At 72.1% G+C, this 20,677-nt stretch carries 21 protein-coding genes and 1 riboswitch; of the genes, 10 read left to right on the top strand and 11 right to left on the bottom strand.

All coding sequences use genetic code 11. The features are described 5' to 3' along the window. Positions 1-125 precede the first annotated feature (125 nt). From thiE to ACFVS6_RS30555, 3 genes are all read right to left on the bottom strand, one after another. Positions 126-776, bottom strand: coding sequence for a thiamine phosphate synthase (gene thiE / locus ACFVS6_RS30545; RefSeq protein WP_389708891.1), 651 nt, complete (start codon positions 774-776; stop codon positions 126-128). Positions 777-847: 71 nt separating this feature from the next. Next, complete coding sequence (locus ACFVS6_RS30550; RefSeq protein WP_281204644.1) at positions 848-1,213, bottom strand: Rv2175c family DNA-binding protein; 366 nt, start codon at positions 1,211-1,213, stop codon at positions 848-850. 141 nt (positions 1,214-1,354) lie between these two features. Next, on the bottom strand, positions 1,355-2,575 hold the full coding sequence (locus tag ACFVS6_RS30555) for an NAD(P)/FAD-dependent oxidoreductase (protein WP_389708894.1): 1,221 nt from the start codon (positions 2,573-2,575) through the stop codon (positions 1,355-1,357). A gap of 102 nt (positions 2,576-2,677) precedes the next feature. Continuing rightward, a riboswitch (TPP riboswitch) is annotated at positions 2,678-2,790 on the top strand. Here ACFVS6_RS30555 and thiO point away from each other — a divergent pair. The 6 genes from thiO (at position 2,788) to ACFVS6_RS30585 (ending at position 8,598) form a co-directional block, all read left to right on the top strand. Next, positions 2,788-3,957: a glycine oxidase ThiO gene (gene thiO / locus ACFVS6_RS30560; RefSeq protein WP_389708896.1), complete on the top strand. Its 1,170-nt coding sequence runs from the start codon at positions 2,788-2,790 to the stop codon at positions 3,955-3,957. It overlaps the preceding riboswitch by 3 nt. Then, positions 3,954-4,154 carry a sulfur carrier protein ThiS gene (thiS, locus tag ACFVS6_RS30565; protein WP_389708898.1) on the top strand — a complete coding sequence of 67 codons (201 nt, stop codon included), beginning with the start codon at positions 3,954-3,956 and terminating at the stop codon, positions 4,152-4,154. The genes thiO and thiS overlap by 4 nt, the downstream gene beginning before the upstream one ends. 5 nt (positions 4,155-4,159) lie before the next feature. Continuing rightward, positions 4,160-4,960, top strand: a complete 801-nt coding sequence (locus ACFVS6_RS30570; RefSeq protein WP_389708900.1) for a thiazole synthase — start codon at positions 4,160-4,162, stop codon at positions 4,958-4,960. A 149-nt stretch (positions 4,961-5,109) separates the two neighbouring features. Beyond that, the gene (gene pknB, locus ACFVS6_RS30575) at positions 5,110-7,020 is read left to right on the top strand and encodes a Stk1 family PASTA domain-containing Ser/Thr kinase (protein WP_389708902.1); all 1,911 of its coding nucleotides are present in this window, start codon (positions 5,110-5,112) and stop codon (positions 7,018-7,020) included. A gap of 20 nt (positions 7,021-7,040) precedes the next feature. Beyond that, positions 7,041-7,949: a deoxyribonuclease IV gene (locus ACFVS6_RS30580; RefSeq protein WP_389708925.1), complete on the top strand. Its 909-nt coding sequence runs from the start codon at positions 7,041-7,043 to the stop codon at positions 7,947-7,949. A gap of 94 nt (positions 7,950-8,043) precedes the next feature. Beyond that, positions 8,044-8,598 carry a DUF4396 domain-containing protein gene (locus ACFVS6_RS30585; RefSeq protein WP_389708904.1) on the top strand — a complete coding sequence of 185 codons (555 nt, stop codon included), beginning with the start codon at positions 8,044-8,046 and terminating at the stop codon, positions 8,596-8,598. Positions 8,599-8,646: 48 nt separating this feature from the next. On the opposite strand, the gene ACFVS6_RS30590 is transcribed toward ACFVS6_RS30585, so the two are convergent. After that, positions 8,647-9,279, bottom strand: a complete 633-nt coding sequence (locus ACFVS6_RS30590; protein ID WP_389708906.1) for a sulfite oxidase-like oxidoreductase — start codon at positions 9,277-9,279, stop codon at positions 8,647-8,649. Positions 9,280-9,452: 173 nt separating this feature from the next. Here ACFVS6_RS30590 and bfr point away from each other — a divergent pair, with 173 nt between their 5' ends. Next, positions 9,453-9,932 (top strand): bacterioferritin, encoded by a 480-nt coding sequence (gene bfr, locus ACFVS6_RS30595; RefSeq protein ID WP_281204637.1) that lies wholly within the window; start codon positions 9,453-9,455, stop codon positions 9,930-9,932. A gap of 34 nt (positions 9,933-9,966) precedes the next feature. Here the strand turns inward: bfr and ACFVS6_RS30600 are convergent, their stop codons facing one another. Continuing rightward, positions 9,967-10,218 (bottom strand): bacterioferritin-associated ferredoxin, encoded by a 252-nt coding sequence (locus tag ACFVS6_RS30600; protein ID WP_389708908.1) that lies wholly within the window; start codon positions 10,216-10,218, stop codon positions 9,967-9,969. A 157-nt stretch (positions 10,219-10,375) separates the two neighbouring features. Beyond that, entirely contained in the window at positions 10,376-11,731 is a 1,356-nt protein-coding gene (locus ACFVS6_RS30605) for a class II 3-deoxy-7-phosphoheptulonate synthase (protein WP_389708910.1), read from the bottom strand. Between the two features lie 283 nt (positions 11,732-12,014). Here ACFVS6_RS30605 and ACFVS6_RS30610 point away from each other — a divergent pair, with 283 nt between their 5' ends. Beyond that, positions 12,015-13,895, top strand: coding sequence for an anthranilate synthase family protein (locus ACFVS6_RS30610; protein ID WP_389708912.1), 1,881 nt, complete (start codon positions 12,015-12,017; stop codon positions 13,893-13,895). Between the two features lie 13 nt (positions 13,896-13,908). Here ACFVS6_RS30610 and ACFVS6_RS30615 read toward each other — a convergent pair whose 3' ends face one another. From ACFVS6_RS30615 to ACFVS6_RS30635, 5 genes are all read right to left on the bottom strand, one after another. Beyond that, the gene (locus ACFVS6_RS30615) at positions 13,909-14,907 is read right to left on the bottom strand and encodes a 2-hydroxyacid dehydrogenase (protein WP_389708914.1); all 999 of its coding nucleotides are present in this window, start codon (positions 14,905-14,907) and stop codon (positions 13,909-13,911) included. A 122-nt stretch (positions 14,908-15,029) separates the two neighbouring features. Next, the gene (locus ACFVS6_RS30620) at positions 15,030-16,058 is read right to left on the bottom strand and encodes a 6-phosphofructokinase (RefSeq protein ID WP_389708927.1); all 1,029 of its coding nucleotides are present in this window, start codon (positions 16,056-16,058) and stop codon (positions 15,030-15,032) included. Between the two features lie 177 nt (positions 16,059-16,235). After that, positions 16,236-16,880 (bottom strand): response regulator, encoded by a 645-nt coding sequence (locus ACFVS6_RS30625; protein ID WP_389708928.1) that lies wholly within the window; start codon positions 16,878-16,880, stop codon positions 16,236-16,238. A gap of 32 nt (positions 16,881-16,912) precedes the next feature. Then, on the bottom strand, positions 16,913-18,124 hold the full coding sequence (gene macS / locus ACFVS6_RS30630) for a MacS family sensor histidine kinase (protein WP_389708916.1): 1,212 nt from the start codon (positions 18,122-18,124) through the stop codon (positions 16,913-16,915). A gap of 38 nt (positions 18,125-18,162) precedes the next feature. Next, positions 18,163-18,912, bottom strand: a complete 750-nt coding sequence (locus tag ACFVS6_RS30635; protein WP_389708930.1) for a lysophospholipid acyltransferase family protein — start codon at positions 18,910-18,912, stop codon at positions 18,163-18,165. A gap of 175 nt (positions 18,913-19,087) precedes the next feature. Here ACFVS6_RS30635 and ACFVS6_RS30640 point away from each other — a divergent pair, with 175 nt between their 5' ends. Continuing rightward, positions 19,088-19,867 (top strand): alpha/beta hydrolase, encoded by a 780-nt coding sequence (locus tag ACFVS6_RS30640; RefSeq protein WP_389708918.1) that lies wholly within the window; start codon positions 19,088-19,090, stop codon positions 19,865-19,867. After that, positions 19,860-20,513, top strand: coding sequence for a hypothetical protein (locus ACFVS6_RS30645; protein ID WP_389708920.1), 654 nt, complete (start codon positions 19,860-19,862; stop codon positions 20,511-20,513). Before ACFVS6_RS30640 ends, ACFVS6_RS30645 begins: the two co-directional genes overlap by 8 nt. Positions 20,514-20,677 lie beyond the last annotated feature (164 nt).

Raw genomic sequence — 20,677 nt, forward strand, 5'->3', positions numbered from 1 at the left:
GTTAGACGCGGCTCGGCGGACACCGAAGCCGTGTCCATCCATTGGACACATTTTTGGACACCTTGCGGACGGCGGCCCGACCGGTGGCGGTCCCGGCCGAGCGGCGCCCTGGCGGCTCCCCCGGTCTAGCCGGTGACGACCTCGGCGCGGGCGCGTACGCGCCGGGCGAGGTCGGCGGCCGCGGCGCCGGGATCGGAGGCCTCGGTGACGGCCCGTACGACGACGACGCGGGTGGCGCCCGCGTCCAGGACCTCGTCCAGGTTGCCGGCGTCGATGCCGCCGATGGCGAACCAGGGGCGGTCCTGGCGCAGGGAGGCGGCGTGGCGGACGAGGTCGAGGCCGGGGGCGTGGCGGCCCGGCTTGGTGGGGGTGGGCCAGCAGGGTCCGGTGCAGAAGTAGTCGACGCCGGGCTCGGCCGCCGCGGCGTCGACCTCGGACTCGGCGTGGCAGGACCGGCCGATGAGGACGCCGCCGCCGAGGATGGCGCGGGCGGCCGGGACGGGGATGTCGCCCTGGCCGAGGTGCAGGACGTCGGAGCCGATGGCGTGCGCGACGTCGGCGCGGTCGTTGACCGCGAGGAGCTTGCCGTGGCGGCGGGCGGCGTCGGCGAAGACCCCGAGGTGTTCCAGTTCCTCGCCGGCCTCCATGCCCTTGTCGCGGAGCTGGACGATGTCCACGCCCCCGGCCAGGACGGCGTCCAGGAACTCGGGGAGGTCACCCTGCCGCTTCCGGGCGTCCGTGCACAGGTAGAGCCGGGCGTCGGACAGCTGCTGCATGGGTGTACCCCCCGTGGTGGTGGCGGTGTGCGGGCCGGTGGGACCGGCCCGCACACCTGTGGATCAGCTCATCAGAGGGCGAGCGCCTGAGCGCGGCGCTTCACCTCCGTGCCGCGATTCTCGCTCAGCGCCTGCACGGGGCTGCCGGGCAGGGTCGGATCCTCGGTGAAGAGCCATTCCAGGATCTCCTCCTCGGAGAAGCGGTCGTCGCGCAGCACGGTCAGCAGGCCCACGAGGCCCTTCACGACCTTGTCGCCGTCGATGAACTGGGCCGGAACCTGCAGGGTGCGGTTCTCGCCCCGGCGTACGGCGATGAGCTGGCCTTCCTTGACCATCTGGCGGACCCGGGTCACCTCGACGTCGAGCATCTCCGCGATGTCGGGGAGGTGCAGCCAGGAGGGGACAAGGGCATCGATCTTTGCGTCAATCTCGGTCACGGACACAAGCCTGCCATCTCGGACGGGCCGCCGGTACCTGGCCCGTCCGTCCGGGGTCCGGGCCGCCTCCCGCCCGGGCGGCGCGGGGCGGACTCCCCCGCTCCGCCGTGCCCGATCCGTCCCGTCGCGCCGTCGGGCGCCTCAGGCGGTGGCGGACTTCAGCGGGGTGGCGGGGTCCGCCACCCGGGCCGGGTCGACGGGGACGGCCGACTCGATGAGCTTGCGGCCCTGCGCGAGGTCCCTCGGCCGGCCGACGGCCAGGACGGCGACCAGGAGGCCGTCCCGGAGCCAGCACACCGACCAGGTGGCGTCGCCGGGGTCGCCGCGCCACAGCAGGGTGTCGGCGCCGGCGTGGTGTCCGGCGTACTGGACGAAGCGGCCGAACTGCTCCGACCAGAAGTACGGGACGGGGTCGTAGGCCCGTACGGGCTCCCCCGCCAGGATGTTCGCCGCGACGGCGCGCGGGCCCTGGAGGGCGTTGTCCCAGTGGTGGACCAGCAGCCGCGTCCCGTAGCGGGCCGACGGGAAGGAGGAGCAGTCGCCGACGGCGTACACCCCGGGGAGGGTGGTGCGCAGGTGGGCGTCCGCGGTGACGGAGCCGTCGGGGCCGCGGTCGATCCCGGTCCCGGTCAGCCAGTCCGTCGCGGGGCGCGCGCCGATGCCGACGACGACGGCGCCCGCCTCCAGTTCCCGGCCGTCCGCGAGCCGGACCCGGCCCTCGTCGATGCCGGCGACCTTCGCGCCGGTGATCAGCTCGGCGCCCGCCTCGGCGTACCAGCCGGCCATCGGGGCGGTGACCTCGGCCGGGAGGGCGCCCGCCAGGACCCGGTCCGCCGCCTCGACGACGGTGACGGCGCAGCCCGCCGCCCGGGCGGCGGTGGCGAACTCGGCGCCGATCCAGCCGGCCCCGACGACGACGGTGGCGGGGGCGGTCGCCAGGACGGGGCGCAGCCGGGCGGCGTCGTCGAGCGTGCGCAGGAGGTGCACGCCGGGGACGCCGTCGGAGCCGGGCAGGGTCAGTGGCCGCGCTCCGGTCGCCAGGACGAGGACCTCGTACGGGACGGGTCCGGCCTCGGTGTCCAGTTCGTGTTCGGCGTGCCGCAGGCCGGTGACCTCGGTGCCGAGCCGCAGCTCGATGTCGAGGCCCTCGAAGTCGACGTCGAAGGCGGAGTCCTCGGCCTTGCCGAGGAGCACCGCCTTGGACAGCGGGGGCCGGTCGTAGGGCTGGTGGGGTTCGGCCCCCAGCAGGGTCACGGGGCCGGTGAAGCCCTGTTCCCGCAGGGCCACCGCGGTCTGCACCCCGGCCATTCCGGCGCCGACGATCACGACACCGGGGTTCGTCTGTTGCGTCTGCTCGCTCACGCGACCCAGCCTAGTTCTCTGACGGTCCGTCAGGAATAGCGGGTGCGGGAGCCCGGGGGAGGCAGCCTTACCCGGCATCGGCCACGGGGTTAGTCTGGCCACCGTACCCATCGCGGGAGTCCGGGCGCACCGGGCTGAGAGGGAGGCTGGCCGGCCTCCGACCGTACGAACCTGATCCGGGTCATGCCGGCGAAGGGAGGGGCTGGACGCCCATGCACTCATCTCGGAAGGGATCCGACGTCCTCGTCATCGGGGGCGGGATCATCGGCCTGGTCATCGCCTGGCGGGCGGCCCGGCGCGGCCTGAGCGTCGTACTGGCCGATCCGGACCCCGGCGGCGGCGCCGCCCGGGTCGCGGCGGGCATGCTGGCCGCCGTCACGGAACTGCACTACGGCGAGGAGACCCTGCTCGGGCTCAACGTCGCCTCCGCCGCCCGCTATCCGGACTTCGCCGCGGAGCTGTCCGAGGCCTGCGGCGGCACGGACATCGGCTACCGGGCCTGCGGCACCCTGGCCGTCGCCCTCGACGCGGACGACCGGCTCCACCTGCGCGAACTGCACGCGCTCCAGCGCCGCTGCGGGCTGGAGTCCGAGTGGCTCACCGGCCGCGAGTGCCGCCGTCTGGAGCCGATGCTGGCTCCCGGCGTGCGCGGCGGGCTGCGGGTCGACGGGGACCACCAGGTCGATCCGCGCCGCCTCGCGACCGCCCTGCTGACCGCCTGCGAGCGGTCCGGGGTGACCCTGCACCGGGCCCGCGCGGCCCGGCTCGTCACCACCGGGGACCGGGCCGCGGGCGCCGTCCTCGACGACGGTACGGAGTTGTTCGCCGACCAGGTGGTCCTGGCGGCGGGCTCGTTCAGCGGCCGGCTCGCCGGCGTACCGCCCGAGGTGGCCGTTCCGGTACGGCCGGTGAAGGGACAGGTGCTGCGGCTGTCGGTACCGGCCGCGTACGGCCCGTTCCTGTCCCGGACCGTACGGGCGGTCGTGCGCGGCAGCCACGTCTACCTGGTGCCGCGCGAGAGCGGCGAGCTCGTCGTCGGCGCCACCAGCGAGGAACTCGGCTGGGACACCACGGTCACCGCGGGCGGGGTCTACGAGCTGCTGCGCGACGCCCACGAGTTGGTGCCCGGAATCACCGAACTCCCCCTGGTCGAAACCGTGGCGGGGCTGCGTCCGGGCTCGCCGGACAACGCGCCGCTGCTCGGACCCACCGAGCTGCCGGGCCTCCACCTGGCCACCGGCCACTACCGCAACGGGGTCCTGCTGACCCCCCTCACCGGGGACGTGATGGCGGAGCTGCTGGCCACCGGAGTCGTACCGGAGATCGCCCGCCCCTTCACCCCCCGCCGCTTCTCCTCCACGCGTCAGGAGTCCTACGCATGACCATCTCCGTCAACGGCGAGCCGCGCGAGATCGCGGTCGGCACCACCCTCGACGCGGTGGTGGCCACTTTGACCCGGGCGCCCAAGGGCGTCGCCGCCGCCCTCAACGAGACCGTCGTCCCGCGCGGGCAGTGGCCGCACACCCCACTGGACGACGGCGACCGGGTCGAGGTCCTCACCGCGGTCCAGGGAGGCTGACGACGATGGCGGACGACCTCTTCGAACTGGGCGGCCGGACCTTCTCCTCCCGCCTGATCATGGGCACGGGCGGGGCCCCGAGCCTGGACGTCCTGGAACGGGCGCTGACCGCGTCGGGGACGGAACTGACGACGGTGGCGATGCGCCGCCTGGACCCGACGGTGCAGGGCTCGGTCCTGTCGGTGCTGACGAAGCTCGGCATCGCCGTCCTGCCGAACACGGCGGGCTGCTTCACCGCCGGGGAGGCCGTGCTCACGGCCCGGCTGGCACGGGAGGCCCTGGGCACGGACTGGATCAAGCTGGAGGTCGTCGCGGACGAGCGCACCCTCCTGCCGGACGGCGTCGAGCTGCTGGACGCGGCCGAGGTCCTGGTGGACGAGGGCTTCACCGTCCTGCCCTACACGAACGACGACCCGGTGCTGGCCCGGAAGCTGGAGGACGTGGGCTGCGCGGCGATCATGCCGCTCGGGTCCCCCATCGGCTCCGGCATGGGGATCCGCAACCCGCACAACTTCGAGCTGATCGTCGAACGGGCCGGCGTCCCGGTCATCCTGGACGCGGGTGCCGGGACGGCGTCGGACGCCGCGCTGGCCATGGAGCTGGGCTGCGCGGGCGTGATGCTGGCCTCCGCCGTGACCCGGGCCCAGGAGCCCGTGCTGATGGCCGCGGCCATGCGGGACGCCGTCTCCGCGGGACGTCTCGCCCACCGGGCGGGACGCATTCCGCAACGGCGCTTCGCCGAGGCCTCCTCCCCCGTCGAGGGCCGCGCCGCCCTCGACCCGGAACGCCCCGCCTTCACCGCCTGACCAGGGGGTACGGGCCCCGACCCGACGGGGCCCGCAAGGGCCCGCGGGCGCCGCGGACGGGGGCGCCGGGAAGGGGACGTGCGTCACAGCTGCGCTGCAACCACCCCCACCCGGGCCGGCGGCGCGGCGGGCGCTCGTAGAATCGCCGGGTGGATACGACCCTGGATGACCCCCTCGTCGGGCGCGTGCTCGACGGCCGCTACCGCATCGATGCCCGCATCGCGGCCGGCGGCATGGCCACGGTCTACCGGGCCGTGGACACCCGTCTCGACCGCGTCCTCGCGCTGAAGGTGATGCACCCGGCGCTCGCCGCCGACGGCGCCTTCGTCGACCGTTTCATCCGCGAGGCGAAGTCCGTGGCCCGCCTCGCCCACTCCAACGTCGTCGCCGTCTTCGACCAGGGGACCGACGGCCCGTACACGTACCTCGCCATGGAGTACGTCTCCGGCTGCACCCTGCGCGACGTGCTCCGCGAGCGCGGCGCGCTCCAGCCGCGGGCCGCCCTCGACATCCTCGAACCGGTCCTCGCCGCCCTCGGAGCCGCCCACCGGGCCGGTTTCGTGCACCGGGACATGAAGCCCGAGAACGTACTCATCGGCGACGACGGCCGTGTGAAGGTCGCCGACTTCGGGCTGGTCCGCTCCGTGGGCTCCGTCACGAACACCACCGGCTCGGTCCTCGGCACCGTCTCCTACCTGGCGCCCGAGCAGATCGAGAACGGGATCACCGACACCCGCGTGGACGTGTACGCCTGCGGCGTCGTGCTCTACGAGATGCTCACCGGCAGCAAGCCGCACAACGGCGGCAGCCCCGCCCAGGTGCTCTACCAGCACCTCAACGAGGACGTTCCGCCCCCGTCGGCCGCCGTCCCCGGGCTCCCGGCCGGCCTCGACGCCCTCGTAGCGCAGGCCACCGCCCGCAACCCCGAGCTGCGGCCCTCCGACGCCGCGGCCCTCCTCGGCCTGGCCCGCGGCGTCCGCGACGGCCTCGGCGAGGCCGAGCTGGACGCCGTACCGCCGCAGGCGCGGGCCCAGGCGCGCAGCGCGGCGGAGGACCGGACGGGCGTGATCCCCCGCTCGGTGGACGTGCAGCAGCCGGTGCTCCACACCTCGCGGCTGGAGTCGGCGCCCGCGCCGGCCGCCGCACCGCCGGACCGGCGGCTTCCGCGCGCACCCCGGCGCGGACCGCTCCTGATCGTCGCCGGGGTGCTGCTCGCCCTCGGTCTCGGCACGGGCGTCTGGTACATCAACTCCGGCCAGTTCACGAAGGTCCCGAACCTGCTCGGCAAGTCGGAGGAGCAGGCGAAGTCCCAGCTGTCGGCCGCCGGCCTCGGGGTGAAGCGGGTCGACCGCAAGTTCAGCGACGCCTTCGAACGCGGGACGGTCATGAACACCGACCCCGAGGGCGGCAAGCGGATCCGCGGGAACGGCGCGGTGGTGCTCACCATCTCGCGCGGCCCCGAGGTCGTCAGCGTGCCCGACCTCAAGGGTCGGCCGCTGGAGGAGGCGAAGGCCGAGCTGACGAAGGTGGGCCTGGCGCCGGGGATCGTGACGCAGGCCTTCAGCCAGGACGTGGCCCAGGGCTCGGTGATCAGCACCGATCCGGCCGGCGGCCAGCGTCGGGCGCCCGACACGGCCGTCGCGCTGGTCGTCAGCAAGGGCCGTCCCGTCCAGGTGCCGAACGTCACCGGCCGCACCGCCGACGAGGCGCGGCAGGCGCTGGAGGGCCTCGGCCTCACCGTGAAGGTGGCCGCCGAGCAGGTCAACTCGCCCTCGGCGCCCGGCACGGTGGCCAACCAGTCGGCCCTGGCCGGTGCTCAGGCCGCCGCCGGCGACACGGTCACCCTCACCCTTTCCAAGGGCCCCCGCCAGGTCCAGGTACCGGACGTGACCGGCCAGGACGTGGACGCGGCCCGCAAGACGCTGGAGGGCCTCGGCTTCAAGGTCAAGGTGGACCGGCCGTTCCTCTCCTTCAGCAACACGGTGGAGTCCCAGTCGGTGCTCGGCGGCCTGAACGCCCCCGAGGGCAGCACGATCACGGTGAGGACGAGGGGCCTGTGAACCCGTCCGGCACGCCTGCGGTGACCCCCTCGACGCCGACCCCTCCCTCGGCCTCCCGCGACGCGGCGGCGACGCGCAACCCGGTCGGCGGGCACGTGCCCGTCGCCGGCGGGCTCGCCTCGGTCGGCCTGCCGTACGCCGCCGGGATGGGCGCCGAGGCCGTCCAGGTATTCGTCGCCAACCCCCGCGGCTGGGCCACGCCGACGGGCAACCCGAAGCAGGACGCACTGTTCCGCGCGCAGTGCGCAGAGCTCTCCGTACCCGCGTACGTGCACGCCCCGTACCTGATCAACTTCGGCTCGCACACCGCGGCGACGGTGGAGAAGTCCGTGGAGTCGCTGCGGCACTCGCTGCGCCGGGCCCGGGAGATCGGCGCGCTCGGAGTGGTCGTCCACACCGGCTCGGCGACCGGCGGCCGCCCGCGCGACGCGGCGTACGCGCAGGTCAGGGAGCACATGTTGCCGCTGCTGGACGAGCTGACCCACGACGACGACCCCTACCTGCTGCTGGAGTCCACGGCCGGGCAGGGCTCCTCGCTGTGCTCGCGGACCTGGGACTTCGGGCCGTACTTCGAGGCGCTCGACCACCACCCGAAGCTCGGGATCTGCCTGGACACCTGCCACATCTTCGCGGCCGGTCACGACCTGGCGGAGCCCGGCGGCACCAAGCAGACGCTGGACCTCCTGGTGGACACCGTCGGGCCCGGTCGGCTGAAACTGATCCACGCCAACGACTCCAAGGAGGGCGTCGGCGCCCACAAGGACCGGCACGCCAACATCGGGGCGGGCCACATCGGCCGGGAGGCCTTCGGCGAGCTGTTCTCGCACCCCGAGACGGCCGGTGTGCCGCTGATCATCGAGACCCCAGGCGGCAAGGAGGGGCACGCCGCGGACGTGGCCCTGCTGAAGGAGTTGCGCGGCCCGCACTGATCCACGGGCCCCTTGAGGAATACCCCTAGGGGGTATACGGTTCTGTCACGGGGACGGAACCGCATACCGGCGTTTCCCATGCGAGGGGCTTGCCATGGAACACGCGCACGCGCACCACGAGCACGGCAACGAGCACGACGGCGCCCACGGACCGGGGCCCGGACACGGGGACGACCACGGGCACGACCACGGACGTCCGCCCGCCGGCGGCAGGGTCACCTGGTCGGCCGCGGCCCGCGCCACCCTGCACTGCCTGACCGGGTGCGCCATCGGCGAGGTCCTCGGCATGGTCATCGGAACCGCGCTGGGCTGGGGCAACGTCCCGACGATGATCCTCGCGATCATCCTCGCGTTCGTCTTCGGCTACGCGCTGACCCTGCGCGGGATCCTCGCCGCCGGGGTCGACCTCCGCTCGGCCGTCCGGGTGGCGCTGGCCGCGGACACCCTCTCGATCGCCGTGATGGAGCTGATCGACAACGGGGTGATCGCGCTGTGGCCGGGCGCGATGGACGCACACCTGGCGGACCCGCTGTTCTGGATCGTCCTCGCCATCGCGCTGGCCGCGGCCTTCGTGATCACCGTGCCGGTGAACAAGTGGATGATCGGCCGCGGCAAGGGTCACGCGGTGGTCCACCGCTACCACCACTGACCGGAATCCGCCGGTTCGATGACGGGCGGCCCGGGTCCGACGTCAACCCTAGAGCTCGGGACCGTCGCCCGGCTCCTCCTGGTACGAGTAGCGCTGCTCGCGCCAGGGGTCGCCGATGTTGTGGTAGCCGCGCTCCTCCCAGAAGCCGCGGCGGTCGGCGGTCATGTACTCGATGCCGCGGACCCACTTGGGACCCTTCCACGCGTACAGGTGCGGAACCACGAGCCGCAGCGGGAACCCGTGCTCGGCCGTCAGCAGTTCGCCGCCCATGTGGGTGGCGAAGACGGTCCGTTCGGCAGCGAAGTCGGCGAGCCTCATGTTGGAGCTGAAGCCGTACTCGGCCCACACCATCACGTGGGTGACCTGCGGTGCCGGGGGCGCCAGTTCGAGGAGGGTGCGAGCGAGCACGCCGCCCCATTCGGCGCCCAGCATGCTGAACTTGGTGACGCAGTGCAGGTCCGCGACGACCGAGTCGAAGGGCAGCGCCGCGAACTCCTCGTGGTTCCAGCAGCGCTTCTCGCCGTCGGCGGTCGCGCCGAAGACGCGGAACTCCCAACGGTCGGGCTTGAACTTCGGTACAGGACCGTAGTGGGTGACGGGCCAGCCTCGCTGCAACCGCTGTCCCGGTGGGAGCTCGAGCTGCTCTGCTCCCGGTGATTCCCGGTTTTCCGGCTGACCCATGACTCCATGGTGACAGACTGGGCAGGGTGGTGATGACCAGGTCCGTGCCTATTCGGGCAAGTCCCGGTAACTCCCACTAAGGAGGCACTTACTGGACGGCCTCCGGCGGCGGTGCAAGGATGCGCGCACCTGCCCAGTCACTTTGCTGACATTGCTTGGAAGGAGCTTCTGCGATGCAGGGCGACCCCGAGGTCCTCGAGTTTCTCAACGAGCAGCTGACCGGCGAACTCACCGCCATCAACCAGTACTGGCTGCACTACCGCATCCAGGACAACAAGGGTTGGACGAAGCTCGCCAACTACACCCGTGCCGAGTCCATCGACGAGATGAAGCACGCGGACAAGATCACCGAGCGCATCCTGATGCTCGACGGTCTGCCGAACTACCAGCGCCTCTTCCACGTGCGCGTCGGCCAGACCCTCACGGAGATGTTCCAGGCCGACCGACAGGTCGAGGTCGAGGCGATCGACCGCCTCAAGCGCGGCATCGAGGTCATGCGCGGCAAGGGGGACGTCACCTCGGCGCGGCTCTTCGAGGAGATCCTGGAGGACGAGGAGCACCACATCGACTACCTCGACACCCAGCTGGAACTGATCGAGAGCATCGGCGAGCCGCTGTACATCGCGCAGCTGATCGAGCAGCCGGAGAGCTAGTCCGCGGGCCTTCGATCCCGGGCCCGGGATGGGGCTAGGCCGCTTCGGCCAGCGCGGGCTCGTCGGCCGAGAGGACGGCGGCCGTCCTGCCCTGGTCCAGCAGTTCCCGGCGCGGGCACGCCCCGCGGCCCAGGAGGCCCTGGATGGTGCGCACGCACGAACCGCAGTCGGTGCCGGCCTTCGTGGCGGAGGCGATCTGGCGGGGGGTGCAGGCCCCGGCAGCCGCGTGGTCCTTGACCTGCTTGTCGGTGATCCCGAAGCAAGAGCAGACGTACACGCGGTTCACCTCCCTGGCGAGGAACGGTTCGGCGGCCCTCCCCTATTCGGTGAGGCTTACCTAACCGTACCCAAAGTTAGGCAACCCTAAAAGCCCTCGATACGACGATGGGGCGCGGATCACATCGATCCGCGCCCCATCGTCGTACGAAGGTACTGAGTGATCCCTACTGGTCGCGGTACATCTCGGCGACCAGGAACGCCAGGTCCAGGGACTGGCTGCGGTTGAGCCGCGGGTCGCAGGCCGTCTCGTAGCGCTGGTGCAGGTCGTCGACGAAGATCTCGTCGCCGCCGCCCACGCACTCGGTGACGTCGTCACCGGTGAGCTCGACGTGAATGCCGCCCGGGTGGGTGCCCAGCGCCTTGTGGACCTCGAAGAAGCCCTTGACCTCGTCGAGCACGTCGTCGAAACGGCGCGTCTTGTGGCCGGAGGCCGCCTCGAAGGTGTTGCCGTGCATCGGGTCGGTGACCCAGGCGACGGTCGTGCCGGAGGCGGTGACCTTCTCGACCAGCTCGGGGAGCTTGTCGCGGACCTTGTCGGCGCCCATGCGGACGACGAAGGTCAGCCGGCCCGGCTGACGCTCGGGGTCGAGGCGGTCGACGTACGTCAGGGCCTCGTCGACGGTGGTCGTCGGGCCGAGCTTGATGCCGATCGGGTTCGCGATCTGCGAGCAGAACTCGATGTGCGCGTGGTCCAGCTGGCGCGTGCGCTCACCGATCCAGACCATGTGGCCGGAGGTGTCGTACAGCTTGCCGGTGCGCGAGTCCGTGCGGGTCAGCGCGCCCTCGTAGTCGAGGAGCAGCGCCTCGTGCGAGGCGTAGAACTCGACGGCCTTGAACTCCGCCGGGTCGGTGCCACAGGCCTTCATGAAGTTCAGCGCGTTGTCGATCTCCCGTGCGAGCTGCTCGTAGCGCTGCCCGGACGGGGAGGACTTCACGAAGTCCTGGTTCCAGGCGTGCACCTGGCGCAGGTCGGCGTAGCCACCGGTGGTGAAGGCGCGCACCAGGTTGAGCGTGGAGGCGGAGGCGTTGTACATCCGCTTCAGGCGCTCGGGGTCCGGGATGCGGGCCTCTTCGGTGAAGGCGAAGCCGTTGACGGAGTCGCCGCGGTAGGTCGGCAGGGTGACGCCGTCGCGGGTCTCGGTGTCCTTGGAGCGCGGCTTGGAGTACTGGCCGGCGATGCGGCCGACCTTGACGACCGGCACGGAGGCCGCGTACGTCAGGACGGCACTCATCTGGAGCAGCGTCTTCAGCTTGGCTCGGATGTGGTCGGCGGACACGCCGTCGAAGGCCTCTGCGCAGTCGCCGCCCTGAAGCAGGAACGCCTCGCCCTTGGCGACGGCTCCCAGACGGGCACGCAGCTGGTCGCACTCACCCGCGAAAACCAGCGGAGGGTACGACTCGAGGTCCGCGACGACAGCGCGCAGAGCCTCGGCATCGGGGTACGAAGGCTGCTGCGCCGCGGGAAGGTCTCGCCAGGTCGCCTTGGCGGCGGGGGCTTGGGTTTCAGCGTTCACGGTCACCCCGTACACATTACGTCGTCATACGTCCCGTCCAGCCCGCTGCCCAGTACGTGAGACAGCCGTCTCCCCCGATGTTCCCGCTGTGCGCTAGGGTCGGCGGCATGTACGCGCACTCGCAGCAGAACTGGTGGTGGCCCGCTCCCGGCGGCCCACTCCTCGCGCGTACCCACTGACACGAACGAGCGAAGCGAAGGCCGCCCCGAGGGGCGGCCTTCCGCATGTGGTGGGACAGACACCACGCAGGAGCCCGGGGCCGCCCCTCCTTACGGAAGGACGCCCCACCATGACCACGGGATTCAGCCGCCTGCTCCACGACTCCGCCCCGCCGTTCGCGCTGCTGCGCCGGCGGACCCCGGGCCGTGACCACGACACCGTCGAGGTGCTCGTCGGTCCGGTCCACGAGGCCGAGCTGCTCGCCGACCTGCCCGTCGGCCCGCTGCCCACCCTCGCCCTCGTGCCGTTCCGGCAGATCCGCGAGCGGGGCTTCGACGTGCGCGACGACGGCACCCCGCTCGGCGTGTTGGTCGCCGAGGAGGCCTGGGAGGTGCCGCTCGCCGAGGCGCTGGCCGCGCTGCCCTCCCACGAGGTGCGGGTCGAGGGCGGCGGCTTCGACGTCGACGACGAGGAGTACGCGGCCACCGTCGGGCGGGTCCTCCGCGACGAGATCGGCCGCGGCGAGGGCGCGAACTTCGTGATCCGGCGCACCTACGGCGGCCGGATCGACGGCTTCGGCCGGGCCGACGCGCTGGCCCTGTTCCGGCGGCTGCTGGAGGGCGAGCGGGGCGCGTACTGGACGTACGTCGTCCACACCGGGGACCGCACCCTGGTCGGGGCCAGTCCGGAGGTCCACGTGCGGATGTCGGGCGGCACCGTCGTGATGAACCCCATCAGCGGCACGTACCGGTATCCGGCGGGCGGCCCGACGGCCGATTCGCTGCTCGCCTTCCTCGGCGACCGCAAGGAGACCGAGGAGCTGTCGATGGTCGTCGACGAGGAACTGAAGATGATGTGCACCGTCGGCGACATGGGCGGCGTCGTCGTGGGCCCCCGGCTGAAGGAGATGTCCCACCTCGCACACACCGAGTACGAGCTCCGCGGCCGGTCCTCGCTGGACGTCCGCGAGGTGCTGCGGGAGACCATGTTCGCGGCCACGGTGACGGGCTCGCCCGTGCAGAACGCCTGCCGGGTCATCGAGCGGTACGAGAGGGGCGGCCGCGGCTACTACGCGGGGGCGCTGGCGCTCCTCGGCACGGACGCCGCCGGTGGCCCGACCCTGGACTCCCCGATCCTGATCCGCACCGCCGACATCGCCGCGGACGGCGCCCTGCGGGTGGCGGTCGGCGCCACCCTGGTCCGGCACTCCGACCCGGCCGGCGAGGTCGCCGAGACCCACGCCAAGGCCGCCGGGGTGCTGGCCGCGCTCGGCGTGCGGGAGGCCGCGCCCCGGCCGGCCTTCGACGGCGCCGGGCTGTCCGACGACCCGCGGGTGCGGGAGGCCCTCGCGGCCAGGCGCCGGGACCTGGCCCCGTTCTGGCTGCGGATGCAGGAACGCCCGGCGGAGGTCACCGGGCACGCCCTGGTGGTGGACGCCGAGGACACCTTCACGGCGATGCTGGCGCACCTGCTGCGGGTGACCGGCCTGGAGGTGACCGTACGCCGCTACGACGAGCCGGGGCTGCGGGCGGTGGCGACCGCCTGGGACGGTCCGGTCGTCCTGGGCCCGGGGCCCGGCAACCCGGCGGACGCCGACGACCCGAGGATGCGGATGCTGCGCGCCCTGACCGCGGAGCTGCTGGCCACCCACCGGGGCGGGATCCTGGGCGTCTGCCTGGGGCACGAGCTGCTGGCGGCCGAGCTGGGTCTGCCGCTGGTCCGCAAGGCGGAGCCCGCGCAGGGTGCGCAGACCCGCGTCGACCTGTTCGGGGCCGAGGAGGTCGTCGGCTTCTACAACACGTACACCGCGCACTGCGGCGACGACCTGGCCGCGCGCCTGGCCCGCGAGGGGTTGGAGGTGTCCCGGGATCCGTCGACGGGTGAGGTCCACGCCCTGCGCTCGGCGGCGGCGGGGGTGGCGGGCGTCCAGTTCCACCCCGAGTCGGTGCTGACGCTGCGCGGCGCGGAGCTGGTGCGCGACCTCCTGAGCGGGGTGCGGGCGACGGTGTGAGCGTCCCCCGGTGTCAGGCGGGGCCGGGCACCAGGGTGTTCTCGGAGCGGCGGCCGGCGAGGTAGTCGGCCACGTTCCGGACGGTGGTCTCGATGATCTGGCCCACGGCGTCGCTCGTGTAGTAGGCCTGGTGGGAGGTGACGACCACGTGCGGGAAGGTGACCAGCCGGGCCAGGGTGTCGTCCTCGACGGCCTCCAGGGACTTGTCGAGGAAGAAGACGCCAGCCTCCGCCTCGTACACGTCCAGGCCGATCCCGCTGAAGCGGCCCGCCCGCAACTCCGTGACCAGGGCTTCCGTGTCGATCAGTCCGCCGCGGCTGGAGTTCACCAGGATCGCGTCGTCGCGCATCGCCTTCAGGGCGGCGGCGTCGATGATGTGGTGGGTGGACTCCAGCAGCGGCACGTGCAGGCTGATCAGGTCCGAGGAGGCGAACAGTTCCTCCTTGTCCACGTACTTCATGCCCAGGGCCGTGCAGGCCGGGTTCTCGGCGACGTCCCAGCCGAGCAGGTTCATCCCGAAGCCGTGCGCGATCCGGGTGAAGGCCTCGCCGATCTTGCCGGTGCCGAGGACGCCGACGGTGCGGCCGCGCATGTCGCGGCCCATCAGCCCGTTCAACCGGAAGTCGAAGTCGCGGGTGCGGATCGAGGCGCGGACGATCCGCCGGTTGACGGCCATCGCCAGGGTCCAGGCGAACTCGGCCACGGAGTAGGGCGAGTAGTACGAGACCCGGCCGACGGTCATGCCGAGCCGGCCGGCCACGTCCAGATCGATGTTGTTGAAGCCGGTGGAACGCTGGGCGATCATCCTGGTCCCGCCGGCCGCGAGGATGTGCAGGACCCGGGCGTTCAGGTCGGCGTTGACGCTGGAGGAGACGATCTCGTACCCGGCGGCGATGGGCGCGGTGTCCTCGGTCAGGAAGACTTCGAGACAGCGGGCCTCGTGCTCCCCCGAGAAGGCGCGCTCCAGGAGCGGCTTCTCGTCGGCGGTCACTCCGAAGGCGAGGATCTCCACGCGTGCTCCCGTGCGCTGTGTCGGACCATGGGTCGTTCGTCACGATACGACCCACGGTCCGGCCGCGCCCGGCAAGCCACGGCCTCTCGGGGCCCCGGGAATCCCGGGGAATCCCGGGGCGGTCAGCCGAAGAAGACGCCGACCTCCTCGTAGAGCGCCGGGTCCACCGTCTTGAGCTTCGAGGTGGCCTCGATGATCGGCACCCGGACGATGTCGGTCCCCTTGAGCGCGACCATCTTGCCGAAGTCCCCGTCCCGCACGGCGTCCACGGCGTGCAGCCCGAAGCGGGTGGCCAGCCAGCGGTCGAAGGCGCTCGGGGTGCCGCCGCGCTGGATGTGCCCGAGGACCGTCGTGCGGGCCTCCTTGCCGGTCCGGGCCTCGATCTCCTTGGCCAGCCACTCCCCCACGCCCGAGAGGCGGACGTGCCCGAAGGAGTCGGTGGTGGCGTCCTTGAGGACCAGTTCGCCGTCGGTCGGCATCGCGCCCTCGGCGACGACCACGATCGGGGCGTAGCTCGCCTTGAACCGGGAGGTGACCCAGGCGCAGACCTTGTCGATGTCGAAGCGCTGCTCGGGGATGAGGATGACGTTGGCGCCGCCCGCGAGGCCCGAGTGCAGGGCGATCCAGCCGGCATGCCGACCCATCACCTCGACGACGAGGACCCGCATGTGGGATTCGGCCGTCGTGTGCAGCCGGTCGATGGCCTCGGTGGCGATGCCCACGGCCGTGTCGAAGCCGAAGGTGTAGTCGGTGGCCGACAGGTCGTTGTCGATGGTCTTGGGGACGCCGACGCAGGGGATGCCGTACTCCTCGTACAGCTTGGCGGCCACGCCCAACGTGTCCTCGCCGCCGATCGCGACGAGGGCGTCGACCTCGAACTTGGCGAGGTTCTCCTTGATGGAGCGCACACCGTTCTCCGTCTTGAACGGGTTGGTGCGCGAGGACCCGAGGATCGTGCCGCCCCGGGGAAGGATGCCCCGGACCGCGGGGATGTCGAGCGGCACGGTGTTGCCCTCGACGGCCCCGCGCCAGCCGTCCTTGAACCCGACGAACCCGTAGTCGTACTCCTGTACGCCCTTGCGGACGACGGCCCTGATCACCGCGTTGAGTCCGGGGCAGTCGCCGCCGCCCGTGAGCACTCCGACCTTCATGGAATCTCCCTTCGCCATGACGGTCACGCTAGTGGTGACCCAGGTCACAACAAGGGGCCGGGCGCGGGCAATTCAGGTGGAATTACGGGGCGTTGCGTACACCGGTTCACTCGTACGAGGACGTAAGTACGACCTTCGACAGCCGGTTCGCGCGGTGCGGCGGGTCGGTGGGTCCGCTCAGGCGTCGTCGAGCCCGCGCTCTATGGCGTACCGGACGAGCTCCACGCGGTTGTGCAGTTGGAGCTTGCCCAGGGTGTTCTGGACGTGGTTCTGCACCGTGCGGTGCGAGATGACCAGGCGTTCGGCGATCTGCTTGTACGAGAGGCCCTTGGCCACCAGTCGCAGGACCTCGGTCTCCCGGTCGGTCAGCTGCGGCGCCTTGGGCTCGTCGGCGGCGGCCGGGGCGGGGTCGGTCGCCAGCCGCCGGTACTCACCGAGCACGAGGCCGGCCAGGCCGGGGGTGAACACCGGGTCGCCGGCGGCCGTGCGGCGGACCGCGTCGATCAGCTCCTGGGCGCCGGCGGACTTCAGCAGGTAGCCGGTCGCGCCGGACTTCACCGCCTCCAGCACGTCCGCGTGCTCCCCGCTGGCCGACAGGACGAGGACGCGCAGGGCCGGATCGGCGCCGACGAGCTCCTTGCAGACCTGCACCCCGGGCATGCCGGGCAGGTTGAGGTCGAGGACCAGGACCTGCGGGACGACGGCGCGGGCGCGGCGGACCGCCTCGGGCCCGTCGCCGGCCGTGGCCACGACGTCGAACCCGGCGGCGGCCAGGTCGCGGGCGACCGCGTCCCGCCACATCGGGTGGTCGTCGACGACCATCACCTTGATGTCCTGGTGCTCGTTCGGCGCGTTCACTGGGTCCTCCCCCTCGGTACTTTCAGTTCCACTTCGGTGCCCTGTCCGGGGACGGACACCAGCTCGGCGCTGCCGCCGAGGTCGCGCAGTCGGCCCCGGATGGACAGGGCCACGCCCATCCTGCCCTCGCCCTCCGCCTGGTCCAGCCGACCGGACGGGATGCCGGGGCCGTCGTCCCGGACGGTGACGATCACCTCGTCACCCCAGTCCTCCAGCAGGATCCAGGCGCGGGCGTCCTCCCCGGCGTGCTTGCGCACGTTGTCGAGGGCGGCGGAGACGGCCGCGGCCAGTTCCCGGGCCGCGGGCACCCGCAGCATCACCGGCGTGCCCGGCTCGGCGAAGCTCACCTTCGACCCGGCGTGCGGGGCGAGGAGCGAGCGCAGGTCCAGTTCGCCGGACCCGGTGTCCGGCTCGTCCACCTCGTACGTGTCGACGAGCGCGCCGAGGGACTCGTCGCGGGAGACCCGCGAGGGGTGCACGAGCCCGCTGGAGACCAGCGTGCGCAGGGCGACCTCCTGCTCCCCGGCCATCCGTCCCAGCTCGGCGGCCTCGCCGCCCAGTTCGGTGCCGCGCCGCTGGACCATGGCGAGGACCTGGAGGACCCCGTCGTGGATGTCACGGGCCAGGCGCTCGCGCTCGCGGGTGGCCGCCTCGATCTCCAGGGCGCGGGCGAGGGTCGCCTCACTGGCCCGGGCGACCTCGACGACGTAGCCGATCGCGATGGACGCGACCCAGACCAGCAGGACGTTGTGGAGGGTGTCGCGGGTGGGCTCGCCGGCGTGGATCACGAGGTTGGCGGCCGCCACGAAGGACGAGGCGAAGGCGGCCCAGCGCCAGCCGCCCTTGATGGCGAAGGCGAGGACCGATCCCGCGGTCCAGATGCTCGGCAGGGTCGAGCCGCCGTCCGCTATCCGTTGGTGGGAGTCGGCGAGCGGGGTGAGCAGGATGCCGGTCAGCGCGACGGTGAGGTCCGCGCCGAGGAAGCCCCGGGTGCAACTGGCCGCGTTCGCCACCCTGGGGTGGGTGGCCAGGGTCCAGACCGCGAGGAGGCAGAGGTAGCCGATCGCGACCCCGGGCCGGTCGAACTCCTTGTGGGAGAAGGCGAACAGGAGTACCGCGTAGACCATGGTGAGCAGCCGGTAGGCCGTCAGGGCCCGCCACAGCGGCTGCTCGACCGACATGCGTACGACGCGCTCGCGCTTCGCCATCTCCCCCACCCCCTGCGGGCGGTACGTCCGCCGCCCGCCTACTCCGCGACCCGGTCCTGCTGTTCGGCCTTGTCAGCCTTGTCGGCCTTGTCCGTCCTGGCGGCCTTCTCGGCCTTCTCGGCGTCGGCGATCTGCCGCTTGGCGGCCGTCGCGTAGATGTCGACGTACTCCTGGCCGGAAAGCTTCATGATCTCGTACATGACCTCGTCGGTCACCGAGCGGAGGATGAAGCGGTCCCCGTCCATGCCGTGGTAGCGGCTGAAGTCGAGCGGCTTGCCGATCCGGATGCCCGGGCGCATCAGCTTCGGGACCACCTTGCCGGGCGGCTGGATCTTCTCCGTGTCGATCATCGCGACGGGGATCACGGGGGCGCCGGTGGCGAGCGCCACCCGGGCCAGACCGCCGGGCTTGCCGCGGTAGAGGCGGCCGTCGGGTGAACGCGTCCCCTCGGGGTAAATACCGAACAGTTCCCCGCGTTCGATGACGTCGATGCCGCTCTTGATCGCGGCCTCGCCCGCACCGCGCGCGCCGGAGCGGTCCACCGGAAGCTGGCCGACGCCCTTGAAGAAGGCGGCCGTCAGCTTGCCCTTGACCCCGGGGGAGGTGAAGTACTCCGCCTTCGCGATGAAGGTCACCTTCCGGTCGAGCACGGCCGGCAGGAAGAAGGAGTCGGAGAAGGACAGGTGGTTGCTCGCGAGGATCGCCGGCCCCTCCGCGGGAATGTTTTCGAGGCCCTCCACCCACGGCCTGAAGGCGAGCTTCAGGGACCCGCCGATGGAGAACTTCATTGCGCCGTAGATCAACTCGAAAGCCTTCCTGTGTCTGTCGAACAGACCTTAACCCCTGCCTCCACCCGGAGCGGCCCTACGACCCTGGTCGGTGCCACCCCGGTCGCGTACGGTGAAGTCACACAGCGCAACGCTCCCCGTACCCCCGCGCATCCTGATCGACAAGGAGACTCTGGTGCCCGTCCTCCCTGGAGCAGAGCCGTTCCGCCACGAGGGCGGAGAGGTCGGCGTGCTTCTCTGCCACGGCTTCACCGGCTCGCCTCAGTCGCTCCGCCCCTGGGCCGAGTACCTCGCCGAGCGCGGACTGACCGTGTCACTGCCGCTGCTGCCCGGGCACGGGACGCGCTGGCAGGACATGCAGCTCACGGGCTGGCAGGACTGGTACGCGGAGGTCGACCGCGCGCTGCGGGAGCTGCTGGACTCCTGCGAGCAGGTGTTCGTGTTCGGACTGTCCATGGGTGGCGCGCTGACCCTGCGGCTGGCGGCCAAGCACGGGGACGAGATCAGCGGCATCGTGCTCGTCAACCCGGCCAACAAGGTGCACGACCCGCTCGCCGTCGCCCTTCCGGTGGCCAAGCACTTCATCCGGTCGACGCCGGGGATCGCCAGCGACATCGCCAAGCCGGGCTCCGTCGAGGTGGGCTACGACCGGGTCCCGACGCGGGCCGCGCACTCCCTGCGCAAGTTCTTCCAGCTGGTCGACGCCGAGCTGCCGCAGGTCACCCAGCCGGTGCTGCTGTTGCACAGCCCGCAGGACCACGTCGTACCGCCGGTCGACTCGGCGCGCATCCTGGCCCGGGTGTCCTCCACGGACGTCACCGAGACCCTGCTGGAACAGAGCTACCACGTGGCGACGTTGGACCATGACGCGGAGCGGATCTTCGCGGACAGCTATGCGTTCGTCGGTCGGCTCGCGAAGAGCGTCGGCAAGGAGGGGGCGGCCAGCGGTGGCTGAGCACGAGGAGTCGTCCGGGGGCGTTCCCCCACTGGACGAGGAGGCGGCGTGGGCCGCGATCGTCGCCGGATACGGACAGGAGCCCCCGGACCCGCCCGGGGCCCGGCCGTTCCGGCCGATCGAGAACCTGATGTTGCCCGAGGAGGACGTGAAGCCGGCGCCGCCGGCGCCCGGTGCGGACGCGGACAAGGGCATGAACAAGGGCAAGGGCAACTCCAAGTCCGAGTCCGAGTCCGAGTCCAGGTCCACGTCCGACGACAAGGGAGCCGACCCGGATCCCCTGCCGCCGCTGGGCAGTTCGGTGGTCTTCGCCCCGGGCGTGGGCGTGGGCGGACCGGGAACGGGTCCCCGTGACCACACCCCGGCCGAACCGAAGGACGACGACCTGGCGGCGGAGGAGGGACACTTCGTTCCTCCGGAACCGGAACTCCCGCCCGCGGACACGACGGCGAAGTTCGCGTGGCTGGCGGTGGTCGGCGGACCGGTACTGCTGCTCCTGGCGGTGCTGTTCCAGTGGAACATGACCTGGTGGCTGACCACCCTGGGCATCGGCGGCTTCCTGGGCGGCTTCGCCACCCTGGTGGCCCGCATGGCCCACGGCGACGAGGACGACGACGACGACCCGGGCCGCGGCGCGGTGGTCTGACCCCGCGCCCCCTCGCGTCCGAGTGCGCGGGGGGACGCGGGACCCTCATCCGGCTCGGCGGCCGACATCCGGCCCCACCCGGCCCCACCCGCCTCATCCGGCCCCACCCAGCCTCATCCGACGCCGCCCGGCCGCATCCGGCCGACACCCGGCCCCATCCAGCC

This window comes from Streptomyces sp. NPDC057939 (assembly GCF_042887545.1).
Classification (GTDB): domain Bacteria; phylum Actinomycetota; class Actinomycetes; order Streptomycetales; family Streptomycetaceae; genus Streptomyces.

Bases quoted from the DNA above. Each gene is read 5' to 3' on its own strand.
- thiE (WP_389708891.1), bottom strand. From the start codon at position 776: ATGCAGCAGCTGTCCGACGCCCGGCTCTACCTGTGCACGGACGCCCGG.
- macS (WP_389708916.1), bottom strand. From the start codon at position 18,124: ATGGCGAAGCGCGAGCGCGTCGTACGCATGTCGGTCGAGCAGCCGCTG.
- ACFVS6_RS30620 (WP_389708927.1), bottom strand. From the start codon at position 16,058: ATGAAGGTCGGAGTGCTCACGGGCGGCGGCGACTGCCCCGGACTCAAC.
- bfr (WP_281204637.1), top strand. From the start codon at position 9,453: ATGCAGGGCGACCCCGAGGTCCTCGAGTTTCTCAACGAGCAGCTGACC.
- thiO (WP_389708896.1), top strand. From the start codon at position 2,788: ATGCACTCATCTCGGAAGGGATCCGACGTCCTCGTCATCGGGGGCGGG.
- ACFVS6_RS30635 (WP_389708930.1), bottom strand. From the start codon at position 18,912: ATGAAGTTCTCCATCGGCGGGTCCCTGAAGCTCGCCTTCAGGCCGTGG.
- ACFVS6_RS30625 (WP_389708928.1), bottom strand. From the start codon at position 16,880: ATGGTCGTCGACGACCACCCGATGTGGCGGGACGCGGTCGCCCGCGAC.
- ACFVS6_RS30585 (WP_389708904.1), top strand. From the start codon at position 8,044: ATGGAACACGCGCACGCGCACCACGAGCACGGCAACGAGCACGACGGC.
- thiS (WP_389708898.1), top strand. From the start codon at position 3,954: ATGACCATCTCCGTCAACGGCGAGCCGCGCGAGATCGCGGTCGGCACC.
- ACFVS6_RS30610 (WP_389708912.1), top strand. From the start codon at position 12,015: ATGACCACGGGATTCAGCCGCCTGCTCCACGACTCCGCCCCGCCGTTC.
- ACFVS6_RS30590 (WP_389708906.1), bottom strand. From the start codon at position 9,279: ATGGGTCAGCCGGAAAACCGGGAATCACCGGGAGCAGAGCAGCTCGAG.
- ACFVS6_RS30570 (WP_389708900.1), top strand. From the start codon at position 4,160: ATGGCGGACGACCTCTTCGAACTGGGCGGCCGGACCTTCTCCTCCCGC.